This window comes from Exiguobacterium sp. s40, assembly GCF_018617905.1.
Classification (GTDB): Bacteria; Bacillota; Bacilli; order Exiguobacteriales; family Exiguobacteriaceae; genus Exiguobacterium; species Exiguobacterium mexicanum_A.
The window spans coordinates 247,304-261,359 of record NZ_JACSLC010000001.1 but is presented as its reverse complement, the minus strand read 5'-3'; the positions used below and the strand labels follow the sequence as shown (position 1 = coordinate 261,359).

At 53.3% G+C, this 14,056-nt stretch carries 12 protein-coding genes, 1 riboswitch and 1 other annotated feature; of the genes, 7 read left to right on the top strand and 5 right to left on the bottom strand.

Going from position 1 to position 14,056, the window contains the following annotated elements; genetic code table 11:
- Positions 1-7: 7 nt before the first annotated feature.
- Positions 8-1,579 carry a phosphoenolpyruvate carboxykinase (ATP) gene (gene pckA, locus KNP02_RS01315; RefSeq protein WP_034778322.1) on the bottom strand — a complete coding sequence of 524 codons (1,572 nt, stop codon included), beginning with the start codon at positions 1,577-1,579 and terminating at the stop codon, positions 8-10.
- A gap of 313 nt (positions 1,580-1,892) precedes the next feature.
- A riboswitch (SAM riboswitch) is annotated at positions 1,893-2,012 on the top strand.
- Between the two features lie 130 nt (positions 2,013-2,142).
- Between pckA and metK the strand changes: the two genes are divergently transcribed.
- Positions 2,143-3,351 carry a methionine adenosyltransferase gene (metK, locus tag KNP02_RS01310; RefSeq protein WP_138859148.1) on the top strand — a complete coding sequence of 403 codons (1,209 nt, stop codon included), beginning with the start codon at positions 2,143-2,145 and terminating at the stop codon, positions 3,349-3,351.
- A gap of 44 nt (positions 3,352-3,395) precedes the next feature.
- On the opposite strand, the gene KNP02_RS01305 is transcribed toward metK, so the two are convergent.
- Positions 3,396-3,920, bottom strand: coding sequence for a hypothetical protein (locus KNP02_RS01305; protein WP_214706502.1), 525 nt, complete (start codon positions 3,918-3,920; stop codon positions 3,396-3,398).
- Positions 3,921-4,084: 164 nt separating this feature from the next.
- Between KNP02_RS01305 and KNP02_RS01300 the strand changes: the two genes are divergently transcribed.
- Together KNP02_RS01300 and KNP02_RS01295 are read left to right on the top strand one after the other, a co-directional pair.
- On the top strand, positions 4,085-4,555 hold the full coding sequence (locus KNP02_RS01300) for a GNAT family N-acetyltransferase (RefSeq protein ID WP_034778317.1): 471 nt from the start codon (positions 4,085-4,087) through the stop codon (positions 4,553-4,555).
- A gap of 90 nt (positions 4,556-4,645) precedes the next feature.
- Complete coding sequence (locus KNP02_RS01295; RefSeq protein ID WP_034778316.1) at positions 4,646-5,362, top strand: alpha/beta fold hydrolase; 717 nt, start codon at positions 4,646-4,648, stop codon at positions 5,360-5,362.
- Positions 5,363-5,394: 32 nt separating this feature from the next.
- Here KNP02_RS01295 and mnmM read toward each other — a convergent pair whose 3' ends face one another.
- Both mnmM and mnmL read right to left on the bottom strand, forming a co-directional pair.
- Complete coding sequence (gene mnmM / locus KNP02_RS01290; RefSeq protein ID WP_034778311.1) at positions 5,395-5,967, bottom strand: tRNA 5-(aminomethyl)-2-thiouridylate-methyltransferase MnmM; 573 nt, start codon at positions 5,965-5,967, stop codon at positions 5,395-5,397.
- On the bottom strand, positions 5,921-6,898 hold the full coding sequence (gene mnmL, locus KNP02_RS01285; protein WP_138859150.1) for a tRNA modification radical SAM protein MnmL/YtqA: 978 nt from the start codon (positions 6,896-6,898) through the stop codon (positions 5,921-5,923). Before mnmL ends, mnmM begins: the two co-directional genes overlap by 47 nt.
- Before the next feature lie 176 nt (positions 6,899-7,074).
- Here mnmL and KNP02_RS01280 point away from each other — a divergent pair, with 176 nt between their 5' ends.
- The 4 genes from KNP02_RS01280 (at position 7,075) to KNP02_RS01265 (ending at position 12,688) form a co-directional block, all read left to right on the top strand.
- The gene (locus KNP02_RS01280) at positions 7,075-8,265 is read left to right on the top strand and encodes an MDR family MFS transporter (protein WP_138859151.1); all 1,191 of its coding nucleotides are present in this window, start codon (positions 7,075-7,077) and stop codon (positions 8,263-8,265) included.
- Between the two features lie 42 nt (positions 8,266-8,307).
- Positions 8,308-8,526: a binding site (T-box leader), on the top strand.
- Between the two features lie 41 nt (positions 8,527-8,567).
- Positions 8,568-10,970, top strand: coding sequence for a leucine--tRNA ligase (leuS, locus tag KNP02_RS01275; protein WP_214706500.1), 2,403 nt, complete (start codon positions 8,568-8,570; stop codon positions 10,968-10,970).
- 117 nt (positions 10,971-11,087) lie between these two features.
- Complete coding sequence (locus KNP02_RS01270; RefSeq protein WP_214706497.1) at positions 11,088-12,161, top strand: hypothetical protein; 1,074 nt, start codon at positions 11,088-11,090, stop codon at positions 12,159-12,161.
- A 14-nt stretch (positions 12,162-12,175) separates the two neighbouring features.
- On the top strand, positions 12,176-12,688 hold the full coding sequence (locus KNP02_RS01265; protein WP_214706495.1) for a pyrophosphohydrolase domain-containing protein: 513 nt from the start codon (positions 12,176-12,178) through the stop codon (positions 12,686-12,688).
- Positions 12,689-12,729: 41 nt separating this feature from the next.
- Here KNP02_RS01265 and KNP02_RS01260 read toward each other — a convergent pair whose 3' ends face one another.
- The gene (locus tag KNP02_RS01260; RefSeq protein WP_034778302.1) at positions 12,730-14,004 is read right to left on the bottom strand and encodes a BaiN/RdsA family NAD(P)/FAD-dependent oxidoreductase; all 1,275 of its coding nucleotides are present in this window, start codon (positions 14,002-14,004) and stop codon (positions 12,730-12,732) included.
- Between the last annotated feature and the right edge of the window lie 52 nt (positions 14,005-14,056).

The following is a 14,056-nucleotide window of genomic DNA, read 5'->3' as shown; positions in this document are numbered from 1 at the left end:
TTTTTTATTAAACGATGATTGGGCCGGCCGCGACGACCGCCTCACTCGCTTTCGTGAATCGTTTGAAGTTGTCTTGGAACTTACGGGCGAGCGCTGCCGCCTCGGCGTCGTAGCGGGCCCCGTCTTTCCATGTGCCCCGTGGGTTGAGCACGTCGTCTGGCACCCCGTCGATGTGGCGTGGGATCTCGACGTTGAAGATGTCATGGCGCGTCGTCTCGACGTCACGGAGTTTCCCGTTGACGGCCGCGTTCACCATCGCCCGTGTATAGGCGAGCTTCATCCGCGATCCTTCGCCGTAAGCTCCGCCGGTCCAACCGGTATTGACGAGATAGACGTCGACGTCATGTTTCTCGATCAACGTGCCGAGCATGTCAGCGTAGCGTTCCGGTGCGAGCGGCAAGAACGGTGACCCAAAACATGTCGAGAAGGTCGCCTGCGGCTCCGTCACGCCGCGCTCCGTGCCGGCTAGCTTCGACGTATAGCCTGACAAGAAGTGATACATCGCCTGCTCCTTCGTCAATTTGCTGATTGGAGGCAGGACGCCGTATGCGTCGGCCGTCAAGAAGACGATCGTGTTCGGATGCCCGGCTCGTGACGGAAGCATCGCGTTATCGATAAATTGAATCGGGTAGGCGGCCCGTGTGTTCTCAGTGAGTGAGATGTTCTTGTAGTCTGGTGCCCGTTCCTCGTCCAAGACGACGTTCTCAATCAACGAGCCAAATCGAATGGCATCGTAGATTTGAGGTTCGTTCTCACGCGACAAGTTGATCGTCTTCGCGTAGCAACCGCCTTCAATGTTGAAGACGCCGTCAGGAGACCAACCATGCTCGTCGTCCCCGATTAAATGACGTTCTGTGTCGGCCGATAGCGTCGTCTTTCCGGTACCCGATAGCCCGAAGAAGAGAGCCGTCTCGCCGGCGTCCGATACGTTCGCCGAGCAATGCATCGACAAGACGTGCTGTTCCGGTAACAAGAAGTTCATGACTGAGAAAATCGATTTTTTAATTTCGCCGCCGTATTCTGTTCCCCCGATCAGAATGGTCCGTTTGGCGAATGAAACGAGAATGAACGTTTCGGAGTTCGTCCCGTCGACTTCCGGATCGGCCTTATAGCTCGGTGCATAGATGACCGTGAACGGATCAAAGGCACCTTGTGTCGGCCATTCGCGCAAGAACAACTGTTTCGCGAACAAGTTGTGCCACGCGTATTCTGTGATGGCCCGCACTGGAAGCGTATAATGCTCGTCAGCCCCGGCAGACGCCTCGAGATAGTAGAGCTTGTCTTTCGTCTCGAGATGCGTGAGCACTTTATCGAGCAGTGCCGTGAACTTCTCTTCTGCGATCGGTTGGTTGACCGGACCCCAGTCTACTAAATGATTGCTGACTTCATCTTGCACGACGAATTTGTCTTTCGGTGACCGTCCTGTGAATTTACCTGTACTGACCGATAAAGCTCCGTCTTTCGTCAGTACGCCTTCCCCGTTGCGAATGGCTTCTTCCACCAATTCTGGAACCGTTAAGTTCCGCATCATGTCGGCACCTTTAATTAATTCTTCGATTTTCAGGAGCGTTGTCGCCATCCTGAATCCCACCTTTCCCCTAAATAGATGTGGATGAAATCCGCATACTTCCGCGTTTTATTAGTATGACGTTTTTATTATATGTGACATACTAATCAAAAACAACCCTTTTTACCCTTTAAAGTAAGCGCTTTCTTACACTGTCATTCTAACATATTCTGTACCAGGTCATAGTACAAAATCGAATACCGACAAAAAAATGTTTGATATTTCACAAACATAACTATTGCGAGTTCGTGAAAAGTTTTACGAATTCAGTCGATACGCTTGACAGAACGGGGTGTCATTTATATGATGGTCTTCGTAACGGATACTCTTATTCTGAGCGGTGGAGGGAACAAGGCCCTACGAAGCCCAGCAACCGTCCGATTTATCATTGTTATTCGGAAAAGGTGCTATCCTGAAGCGAAGCGCAAGCTTCGAACGATAAGAGGGTAAGGAAGAACGATTCAACCTTTCCCATTGAACATGGCGAAAGGTTTTTTTCATTACCGTCCCAAAGCAACGCGTAAGGGGAACGAGTACCGTCCACACATCACCCTTATTATAGGAGGTTTTTCGAAATGGCAAACTTGAACCGTCGACTTTTCACTTCGGAGTCCGTCACGGAAGGACATCCGGATAAAATTTGTGACCAAATCTCAGATGCGATTTTGGATGCGATTTTAGCTGAAGATCCAAACGCCCGCGTTGCGGCTGAGACATCTGTCACGACAGGTCTCGTGCTCGTAGCAGGTGAGATCACAACATCAACTTACGTGGATATCCCGAAAGTTGTTCGTGAAACAGTTCGTGAGATCGGCTACACACGTGCAAAATATGGTTTTGATGCAGAGACTTGTGCTGTCCTCACATCGATTGATGAGCAATCGGTAGACATCGCCCAAGGTGTCGACCAAGCGCTTGAAGCTCGTGAAGGACAAATGACTGAAGAAGAAATCGATGCGATCGGCGCTGGTGACCAAGGTCTCATGTTCGGTTACGCAACAAAAGAGACACCAGAACTCATGCCGCTCCCGATTTCACTCGCGCACAAATTGTCACGTCGTTTGGCAGAAGTTCGTAAGAACGGCACGCTCGCTTACCTTCGTCCTGATGGTAAGACACAAGTGACGGTCGAATACGACGAAGCGAACAACCCAGTTCGCATCGACACAATCGTCATCTCGACGCAACACGCCGAAGACATCACACTCGAACAAATCCAAGCTGATTTGAAAGAGCACGTCATCGACGCGGTCATCCCGTCTGAACTCATCGACGCGGATACAAAATACTTCATCAACCCGACTGGCCGTTTCGTCATCGGTGGACCACAAGGGGATGCAGGCCTTACAGGACGTAAGATCATCGTCGATACGTACGGTGGTTACGCTCGCCACGGCGGCGGCGCGTTCTCAGGTAAAGACCCAACCAAAGTTGACCGTTCAGCGGCGTACGCGGCTCGTTACGTAGCGAAAAACCTCGTTGCAGCGGGACTTGCTGACAAAGCAGAAGTTCAACTTGCTTACGCGATCGGCGTTGCCCACCCGGTATCGATCGCAGTCGACACGTTCGGCACAGGCAAATTGAGCGAGACTGAGCTCGTCGAACTCGTTCGCGAGAACTTCGACCTTCGTCCGGCCGGCATCATCAAGATGCTCGACCTTCGCCGTCCAATCTACAAGCAGACAGCAGCTTACGGCCACTTCGGTCGTACAGACGTTGAACTCCCATGGGAGCAAACGGATAAAGCGGCAGTGCTTGAAGAAGGCGCGAAACGCTTCGCATAAGACAGTAAAAACGACCTTTCGCTGAGAAAGGTCGTTTTTTCTTGTTAAGATTGGTTTTTATCCTGCTTAGATGTATCATCGTTAGAAGAAGAATCAGATGACGTTTCTTGGCCTAGCGCGGTGTCTTTTGCCTCGACCACTTTCTCGCCAATCGATTGTAAGTCTGATTTTGCTTCCATAGCGGTGCCGGCAACTTGCGTTAAGTCTTGTTTCACCGTATCCACTTCTCCAGCGACTTTTTCATAGACATTTTGAACGTCGGTGACCACCTCTTGGATAACACCAGAAGCCGACTTCACTTGGTCGATTACTTGTGATGCTTTTCCACTTGGATCTTTGGCGACTTCACTTACTAACCCACCGACAGACGATTTGGCGGTAGAGAGGGATTGTTTCGTATTTTGACGATTCGATGAACTCAGGAGAGCAAGAGCACCTCCAACTACAGCCCCTAAAAGAATCCCTTTCATCAATGTGATGCGGGGGCCATTTGACTCTTCAGAGTCAAATTGGCGATTCGGATGATTGGCTTGCTCTGCTTGTGGATCATGTTGTAATTTCGGTTCCATAATAACACTCCTTTTTGTAAGATGGCATTGATACTCTTATACCCGAGTCAAAATGGAAAATAACGTCTTCTTTCATTTCGACATCAAAAAGTAATGAGCGGGCAGGATATTTTTTTGCTGATGGGGAATTATACTACTAGATTGGCCAAAAGGGGGATGCCGTTATGAAGATCAGGGAAGCCGTACCAGAAGATGCCGCCACCATCCGCGATATTGCGCTCGCAACGGTCAGTGAACAAGACGAGGTTCGTTCAAAAGTAATGGAACGGGCTTATCAGCAAGAAGAGATCGTCCGCGCCATCAGTTCAAGCGAGGAAGCGAAAGAGCAGTTGTTCATTGTCGGTGAAGCCGAAGGCGACGTCATCGGGTTCTATCATGCGATCGACCGCGGGGATACGTGGGAAGTGCTCCGACTCTATCTTCATCCGACCCATCACCGACAAGGTCTCGGAACGGCCTTATTGTCTCATCTGCGCGAACGTAAAGTTCAACCGATCGAACTGTACGTTGAGAGTTCGAACGAGCAGGCGATTGCCTTTTTGAACCATGAGGCGTTCATCGAATTGAATCGGATTCAAGAGGAAGTGTACGACCAACCGATGGAACTGATTCATTTGCGCTATGACCCGAGCTAAGACCCTAGACGGATTTTCTGACAAACATCAGTCTCGGCTGATGTTTTTTGTTAGTATAAAAACATGGACATAATAAAATGAGGTGACAGTATGACATACGAAGAAGAATCACGAAAAGGGGTTATCGTGATCGTCTATCCGCTCCAGTTCACGTCACGCTTGAGCGAGGCGTTTTTAGGACGGTTACGCGACGAATATGAAGTTCTCGTCGTGACCGGACAGACGGTCGGCTTGACCGCGGAAGACCATAAGCTGTTAATCAAGAACACGCTACGCGAGGCGAGCCAGTACAAACTGCCGATTCACGTCATCGCCTTCAGTCTCGGGGCATTGTTAACGAACCGATTGCTCCAGGAATACGATGTGCCGCTCGGCAGTTTGACGTATATCTCACCCTTGTTCGATTGGCATCCGTCCCGCCAAATCGGCGGATTGAAACAAGTCGTCGCGAGTGCGGTCGACCGTTTCCGTCCGGATTTGCCGCTCGGCATGATGACGTTCATGGGTGCAGGCGAAGAGTCGTCCCGCTTCGGTGAGATCACGTACGGGCAATACCGGGAAATCGAGGAAGAGATCGTCGAGCATCAAGAAGAGAAGAAACATTTGCCGCGCCTTCCACTCGCTTGCTTCTATGCGCCGGACGACCGCTTCGCCGATGTGAAACTGACGCTCAACGTCTGTCGAAAAATCGGCGGCGATCAAGTGTACATTCGCCGGCTCGAAGGCTTCCCGCATTTCGGCTATGAACGACTGAACACGAAGTTCGCGGAGACGCTCATCACGTTTTATGAATTGATTCGAGAATGACAAAACAGGCGACTCGCTCGAGTCGCCTGTTTTCATGCACGTTTTTCAATCGCCACGATGAACGGGGGATGATTGATTTGATTGATGAAGCCGTAACGGAGGACGCCGGCCCGCTTTTGATCGAGTGCCTCGACGTAGGCGAGCACCTCGTCGCGCTCGATTTTGCCGCTATCATGGCCATGATAGATGACGACGACGATGACACCACCGACGGCCATGACGTCGAGCAGTTGCTCGAGGGCGTCGATGGTCGTATTGCCCGTCGTCGTGACCGACTTGTCGCTTCCCGGTAAATAACCGAGGTTGAACACGGCGGCTGTGATCGGGCGTGTCTCGTCAGCTACAATTTCTCGGACGGTGTCGTGGCTGTCGTGGATGACAGTGACGCGGTCCGTCAATGCTGCTTCCTCGATGCGAATGCGTGTCGCCTCGACCGCCGCTGCTTGGACATCAAACGCGTAGACGTGTCCCGTCGCCTCGACGAGTTCGGCTAAAAACAATGTATCGTGCCCGTTGCCGGCCGTCATATCGATGGCGACGGCACCAGGTGTGACGTGTTCACGGAGTAGGTACTTCGCGAACGGTAAGACTCTCATTAATCCCATGGCTCTCATCCTTCTTTTTTCCTTGGAAGGAATCACGACGCACCAGTTCGGCATCGATGGCGTTCAAGACGGCCATCTTGTGCCGGCTCCACGTCGGACCGATCAACAGATCCGGTGGCCCGTCACCGGTCAACCGATGGATGACGATCTCGGGCGGTAACGTCTCAAGCTGGTCGCAGACGAGGGAGACGTAAGTCGTCTCGTCCATGAGCTCGAGCAATCCTTTTTCGTACTGACGGGCGAGCGGCGTGTGCTTCAAGACGTGGAGCAAATGGATCTTGATTCCTTGTATGTCCATTTTAGCAACTTCTCGCGCCGTGTCGAGCATCATCTCTGTCGTCTCGCCAGGGAGACCGTTAATGATATGGACAACCACGTTTATATTGCGTCGGCGGAGCTTGGCGAGACCTTCGAGGAACGTCTTGTAGTCATGGCCACGATTGATTTTTTTCGCTGTCACATCGTGAATCGTCTGTAGGCCGAGTTCGATCGTGAGGGACGTCCGCTCATTCAACTCGGCGAGATAGTCGACGACGTCGTCCGGCAGACAGTCCGGTCGGGTCGCGATCGATAGACCGACGACACCTTCCTCTTTAAGGGCAGGCTCGAACAATTCCCGGAGCCGGGCGACGGGGGCATACGTGTTGCTGAACGCTTGGAAGTAAGCGATGTAGCGGGCTTCTTTCCACTTCCGATGCAACCGTGCCTTCACTTCGGCAAATTGGACCGGGATCGGATCGCAGGCGTTGCCGGCAAAATCACCGCTGCCGTCGTCCGAACAGAACGTACAGCCGCCCTTCGAGACGAGCCCGTCCCGGTTCGGACAAGTGAAACCGCCGTCGAGCGGTACCTTGAATACTTTCCCGCCGAACTCACGGCGATATGCTTCATTTAATTTATGGTATCTGGCATCACCAAATGGATGTTGCATGAATATCCTCTCCTTCTTTGCTCATGCTATCACAAGCTCTCCTCGTGTTTACTTCATAATAAGTAATTTTTCTTGACAGTTATGGGGCGTTCCGTTAGCTTGGAGAAGGACTTATTCTTGATTCGGCCGTCGTGCCGAATTTTTATCGTTAAACGGGAATGAAAGGAGTAACTGGTATGAACAATAAAATGCCGATTTCGGTATGGATTTTGGTCATTGCGATGGCGCTCAATACAACGGCGGCGTCTTTTTTATGGCCATTTAACACACTCTATATAAATGGATATTTAGGCGAATCGATGACGCTCGCAGGGATTGCCCTCCTCGTCAACTCGGCGCTCGCCATCGCTGGGAACTATATCGGGGGCACGCTGTTTGACCGGATCGGCGGGAAACGGACGCTCATCCTCTCGGTCGGGCTGTTGCTCGCGAGCTCGCTCGGCTTCTTGTTGTTTCATGCCACATTCCTCGGTTACTTGGGCTGGCTTGGATTGATTGGGTTTTCGGGTGGCCTCGTCTTCCCGACAGTATACGCTTTTGCTGGCTTGATTTGGCCGGAAGGGGGGCGACGATCGTTCAACGCGATTTATGTCGCCCAAAACGTCGGGGTCGCCCTCGGGACAGCGATGAGCGGGCAAATCGCGCGCATCGACATCGAGTGGATCTTTTACGCGAACTTCTTCTTATCGGTCTTGTTCGTCGTCGTCCTCTTGTTCGGGCTCCGTTATTTGAAAGACCCGGCCCGTCCTGTCGTCCAATCGCAGCTTGAGGCTGCGGCGACGACGTTGTCCGGCGCGACGATGAAATCGATGTGGTTCGTCGCCATCGGTTACGCGGCCCTTTGGTTCGTTTACGTGCAGTGGCAAGGCACGATCGCTGTCCATTCGAAAGACCTCGGCGTGACAATCAGCCAGTATTCGCTCCTTTGGACGGTGAACGGCGCCTTGATCGTGTTCGCTCAACCGCTCCTCAACCGGGCCCTTCGTTACTTTGAAGACGATTTGAAGAAGCAACTCATCGTTGGCGCCGTTATTTTCCTCGCCGCCTTCGCGGTCGTTCCGTTCGCGGGGGGCTTTACGATGTTCATGGTCGCGATGGTCGTCATGACGATCGGGGAGATGTTCATTTGGCCGGCCGTTCCGACGATTGCCGCGAAACTCGCACCGCCGGGGAAAGCAGGACAGTTCCAAGGGCTCGTCAATATCGCGGCCTCGGTCGGTCGGATGATCGGCCCGACCTTATCGGGCCTCGTCTATGACGTATTCGGCATCGGTGCCGTCTTCACAATGCTATTCTTGCTCACGGCCATCGCGCTCGCGTTCTTCATTTTCATGAAAGACATCCGAGTGCCTGAAAAATCAAGTTGACGCTCTAAAACAGATTGGGCTAAAATGAACGAGTGAGATCATACACATGCGTAGAAGAGGAATAGTATCGTGACGTCTGTATTTGTAGAGAGCCGGTGGGTGGTGTGAACCGGTATATGGACTGCGAGAACTCGCCTTGGAGCAGTTCGCCTGAACGAATAGTAGGGTGAACCGGAGTTACGCCTCGTTACCGGCGTCTCAAGTGGCAGAAATGCAACATGGGTGGTACCGCGGAAAGCTTTCAAGCCTTTCGTCCCATTACCGGGGCGGAAGGCTTTTTATTATGCAGAGGAGGATGAATTTTGGATTATTTTAAACATCAAGACATCGAGCCGAAATGGCAAAAGCGTTGGGACGAGAAAGATGCGTTCCGGACGACAGAAGACCCGGACAAGGAGTGTTTCTACGTCCTTGACATGTTCCCATATCCATCAGGAGCCGGCCTTCACGTCGGTCACCCGGAAGGTTACACGGCGACGGACATCATCGCCCGCATGAAACGGATGCAAGGCTTCAACGTCCTCCATCCAATGGGGTGGGACGCGTTCGGTCTTCCGGCCGAGCAATATGCCCTCGACACAGGGAATGACCCGCGCGAGTTCACAGAGCGCAACATCGGCACGTTCCGCCGCCAGTTGAAAGAGCTCGGTTTCTCATACGATTGGGATCGTGAAATCAGCACGACCGACCCGAAATACTACAAGTGGACGCAATGGATTTTCACACAGCTCCATGACCGCGGACTCGCCTACGTCGATGAAGTCGCCGTCAACTGGTGCCCGGCTCTCGGGACGGTACTCGCCAACGAAGAAGTCATCGACGGCTTGTCAGAGCGCGGCAGCCATCCGGTTTACCGTGTCCCGATGAAGCAGTGGGTGCTCCGCATCACGGAATACGCAGAGCGGTTGCTCGATGATTTAGAAGGGCTTGACTGGCCAGACAGCGTCAAAGAGATGCAACGCAACTGGATCGGCAAGTCGGTCGGGGCCGAAGTCGATTTCAAAGTCGACGGTCACGAAAAAGTCGTCACGGTGTTCACGACACGTCCTGACACACTTTACGGCGCGACATACGTCACGCTCGCACCGGAGCACCCGTTCGTGAAAGCAATCGCGACACCGGAACAAACCGTCGCCATCGAGGCGTACGTCGAAGAAGTCTCGAAAAAGACAGATCTCGAACGGACCGATCTTGCTAAAGAGAAAACAGGCGTGTTTACTGGCGCTTACGCGATCAACCCGGTCAATGGTGAGAAGCTTCCAATCTGGATTGCTGACTACGTGTTGTCAACGTATGGTACAGGTGCGGTCATGGCCGTTCCTGGACATGATGAGCGCGACTATGAGTTCGCGAAGACGTTTGACCTTCCAATCCGTGAAGTCGTCACCGGCGGCAACTTGGATGAGGCGGCTTACGTCGAGGATGGCGTCCACGTCAACTCAGGTAGCTTGGACGGTCTCAATAAAGCCGACGCGATCGCCAAGATCATCGAAGAGCTTGAACTTGCCGGCACTGGCCGTGCGAAGACGACGTATCGTCTCCGCGACTGGTTGTTCAGCCGTCAGCGCTATTGGGGCGAGCCGATTCCAATCGTTCATATGGAAGATGGCACGCTCAAGACGGTCCCGGTCGAAGACCTCCCGCTCGAACTCCCGATCATCGATGAAATCAAACCGTCGGGTACGGGTGAATCGCCGCTTGCGAACGCAGACGAGTGGTTGACGTACACGGATCCAGTGACGGGTGAGAAGGGTCGTCGCGAGACGAACACGATGCCACAATGGGCCGGCAGCTGCTGGTACTACATTCGCTTCATCGATCCGCACAATGAAGACATGATCGCGGACCCAGAGAAGTTGAAGCGTTGGCTTCCGGTCGATTTGTATATCGGTGGTACGGAGCACGCGGTCCTACACTTGCTCTACGCTCGTTTCTGGCACAAAGTGCTCTACGATATCGGCATCGTCCCGACGAAAGAGCCGTTCCAAAAACTCTATAACCAAGGGATGATCCTTGGTGAGAACAACGAGAAGATGTCGAAATCGAAAGGGAACGTCGTCAACCCGGATGACATCATCAAGTCGCACGGAGCCGACACGCTTCGTCTTTACGAGATGTTCATGGGACCACTCGATGCGGCCATCGCTTGGTCGACGAACGGTCTCGACGGCGCTCGTCGCTTCCTTGACCGTGTCTGGCGTTTGTTCGATCAGACAGAGCTTCAAGACGTCGCACCGACTGCCGACTTCGAACGGACGTACCATCAGACGGTGAAGAAAGTGACAGAAGATTATGAGGCGCTCCGTTTCAACACGGCGATTTCGCAACTCATGGTCTTCATCAACGAAGCGTACAAACAAGACACGCTTCCGAAACAGGAAATGATCAACTTCGTTAAGATGCTCGCCCCGGTCGCGCCACACTTGGCCGAAGAGTTGTGGGAGCGTCTCGGCATGACGGAAGACTTGACGTATGCGGCATGGCCGAAGTTTGATGAGTCGAAACTCGTCAGCGACACGATTGAAGTCGTCATCCAAGTGAACGGCAAGCTTCGTGCGAAGATGCACGTGGCCCGCGACGCTTCGAAAGAAGCGCTCGAGGCCGATGCGCTCGCGAACGAACGCGTTCAAGAGTTCACGGAAGGGAAGACGGTCCGCAAAGTGATCGTCGTTCCAGGTAAGCTCGTCAATATCGTCGTTGGATAAGCAAAGGAATGTGTGACATTGTCACACGTTCCTTTCTTTTGTATGATGTCGTTTTCTTTTCGGGGCGGGTTTGTTACACTAAAGGGCGATACTGCATGTAAAGGGGACGAAACGTCCATGAAACGTTCTTACGTACTATATACGACGCTGTTTGCCGTCGTCGTCGGCGTGATTTTGTGCTATGTGTTCGTCTTTTCGGACGAGGATATTCAAAGCCAAATCGCCTCGACGTTTGAAAAAATAGAGATTCAAACGAGTCACCAAGCGACATCTGTACCTCCCGTCGAAGCTTCGCCGGACGAGGAGGATATCGATACGACCGATGCCCTCGAACAGATTCAACAGCTCGATGAAGTGTACTATAGTGACACGATCGGGTCATATCTCGTCTTGACGAAAAATAAAGAGTTTTTCGAAGTGAGCGGGAACGCCAATCGCGTGAACGCGTCACTCATCCTCAGCAACGAAGGACAGCCCTACCGGTTCGGCGAGTTCATCGGTATGCGCATGATTTCCGAGGACAAGATTTATGCCGTCACGGCGAATGGGGTTCTCGTGACAATCGAGCGTGAAGAAGGCCGGTGGACGGAACAACGACGCAAATTGATTAAAGGAATCGCCTCGACAGACCGATTGTTCGGCCTCGGTTATGACGAGGAGACGAAACGACTGATCATCATGAGCCGTTTGGCGGACACGCCGGATGTGGAACTGTTATACGTCCAAGAACGGACGCTCGAGGATGAGACGGCCACCGACGCTGAAGCGAAGCCAGAGACAGAAGAAACAGCCGATGCGACCGAGACGGATGCGACGACCGAAGTGGATTCAGACGCCGATACGGCGACCACGGCTGATGAGGCAGACGCCGAAGAAACGCCAGCGCCTGAGACGGAGTGGGCCATCGAGTCGAGAAAACCGCTCACGACCGAAGGGATGAGCGCCTCGATTCAACAGAAGTTCGAGAACTTCCGCGGTGTCGGCCTCGTCGAACGCCAGGGACGCATTTACGTCCTCGATTCAGAAGAACTCGTCCTCTACACGATCAACCCGGATGAAGGGACGATGAACGGACAGATGGTCACTCCTCGTGTGTACGGGTCGACCGGTATGTTTTTACAAGACAATGAAATTTTCGCCATCGTGCGACCAGATGTGTTCGACCTTGACGACTTCGTCTCGGTCGACTGATAGGAGAGGATCATATGAGCAAACGCTATTTCTATGAAGAAGTTCGCCAATTCCATGAGACGTTCGGGCACCCGGAAGCGAGTGCACCACAGCCGCTCGAGTTAGAGCGGGCCGTCAAACGTTCGGTCTGGACGGCAGAAGAGGCCGTCGTCGAATTTTTACATCAATCGGCACGGAACGAGGAAGAGTTCCTGCAAGCCGTCGCCACGTTCCAACAAGGATTCGAACAGGCGGTTCAGAAATCGCTCCAGGACGCCCCACCGACAAATGACGTCGAGCGACTCGTCGGACAAGGTGATGCGCTCACGGACGCCCTCTATTTCGTGATGGGCAGTTTCGTCGAGCTCGGGCTCGACCCGGTGCCGTTGTTCGAGATCGTGCAGCGCGCCAATATGGCGAAGCTCGGTCCGGATGGTAAGCCGATCCTGCGCGCGTCAGACAATAAGGTCATGAAGCCGGAAGGCTGGTTGCCACCCGAGCCAGAGCTCGAGGCGGAAGTGCGACGCCAACTTGAAGCGAAACAGTGACACCAGAAAGAGAGCCTATCGCGCGCGATAGGCTCTCTTTCTTATACGGTTGTACGTACAGCAAATTCTGCGGCGTGCGACCCGGCACAATGCCCGGTCGTGAAGGCGGCCGTGATATTATAACCACCTGTATAGCCGTGAATGTCGAGCACCTCGCCGGCGAAGAACAGGCCGTCCGCTTTCTTCGACATCATCGTCTGCGGGGCGATCTCTTTGACAGAGACGCCGCCGCCGGTGACGAACGCTTTGTCGAAATCGAGCGTCCCGGTCGCATGTAGCTCAAACGTCTTCAGTCGTGTCGCAAAATCGATGACCGATTGTTTCTTCAACTGACTCGCGTCTTCTTCACCGAAAGCGAGGTCGGCCAACAACAGGTCGAGCATCCGTTCCGGGATAAACCCTTTCCAGACGTTCTTGACGGCCCGTTTCGGTTGTTCTTGGACTTGGTTCCACAGTTCTTGATACAGCTCGTCACGTGCCATGTCCGGGAACAAGTCGAGCGAGAGGGCGACGACACGCTCTTTGCTGCGTTTGCGCTCTTTGATCGTATATTGGCTGCAACGGAGGGCGATCGGGCCCGAGATGCCGAAGTGCGTGAATATCATATCGCCACGGTGTGTCTTGATCGGTTTGCCTTTTTTACCGTGGACGGTGAGGGCGACGTCCCGGAGCGACAGCCCTTGAAGCTGTTTCGTGCCGATAAAGGCATCGTTCAACAAAATCGGCACCTCGGTCGGGAACAGTTCCGTGATCGTGTGCCCGGCTTTCTCGGCCCACGGATATCCGTCGCCGGTCGAGCCGGTGTGGGGGACAGATTGTCCGCCGACAGCGATGACACAGGCGCCTGCTTCGATGCGTTCGCCGTCCTCCAGTTCGACCGCTTCAAACTCGTTTGCTTCATTAAAATGGAGCGTCTTCACTTTCGCGTTTTTGCGAATCTCGACACCGAGTGCGTCGATGGCGCCGAGGAGCGTGTTGACGACATCTTGCGCTTTGTCCGTCACTGGGAACATCCGGCCGTTGTCTTCTTCTTTTAATGGGATGCCGAACCCGGTGAACAAGTCGATAATCGACTGGTTGTCGAACTGGGCGAGGGCGCTATATAAGAAGCGTCCGTTCCCCGGAATGAACTGAATCAGTTCGTCGACGGGCTTGCGGTTCGTGACGTTACAGCGCCCGCCGCCAGAAATGGCGAGCTTGCGTCCGAGCTTCGAACCTTTATCAATCAGGAGCGTGTTCGCTCCGGCTTTGGCGGCGGCGTAGGTCGCCATCAGGCCGCTTGGGCCTCCTCCGATGACGATGACATCTTTCATCATGGTATCCCTCGTTTCTCTTCTCAATCTAAACTTTAACGGTTCGTAACTTTAT

Coding starts and splice junctions, on each gene's coding strand:
- KNP02_RS01300 (WP_034778317.1), top strand. CDS start 4,085: ATGAAGATCAGGGAAGCCGTACCAGAAGATGCCGCCACCATCCGCGAT.
- KNP02_RS01260 (WP_034778302.1), bottom strand. CDS start 14,004: ATGATGAAAGATGTCATCGTCATCGGAGGAGGCCCAAGCGGCCTGATG.
- KNP02_RS01270 (WP_214706497.1), top strand. CDS start 11,088: ATGAAACGTTCTTACGTACTATATACGACGCTGTTTGCCGTCGTCGTC.
- mnmM (WP_034778311.1), bottom strand. CDS start 5,967: ATGGGATTAATGAGAGTCTTACCGTTCGCGAAGTACCTACTCCGTGAA.
- KNP02_RS01265 (WP_214706495.1), top strand. CDS start 12,176: ATGAGCAAACGCTATTTCTATGAAGAAGTTCGCCAATTCCATGAGACG.
- metK (WP_138859148.1), top strand. CDS start 2,143: ATGGCAAACTTGAACCGTCGACTTTTCACTTCGGAGTCCGTCACGGAA.
- mnmL (WP_138859150.1), bottom strand. CDS start 6,898: ATGCAACATCCATTTGGTGATGCCAGATACCATAAATTAAATGAAGCA.
- KNP02_RS01295 (WP_034778316.1), top strand. CDS start 4,646: ATGACATACGAAGAAGAATCACGAAAAGGGGTTATCGTGATCGTCTAT.
- pckA (WP_034778322.1), bottom strand. CDS start 1,579: ATGGCGACAACGCTCCTGAAAATCGAAGAATTAATTAAAGGTGCCGAC.
- KNP02_RS01305 (WP_214706502.1), bottom strand. CDS start 3,920: ATGGAACCGAAATTACAACATGATCCACAAGCAGAGCAAGCCAATCAT.
- KNP02_RS01280 (WP_138859151.1), top strand. CDS start 7,075: ATGAACAATAAAATGCCGATTTCGGTATGGATTTTGGTCATTGCGATG.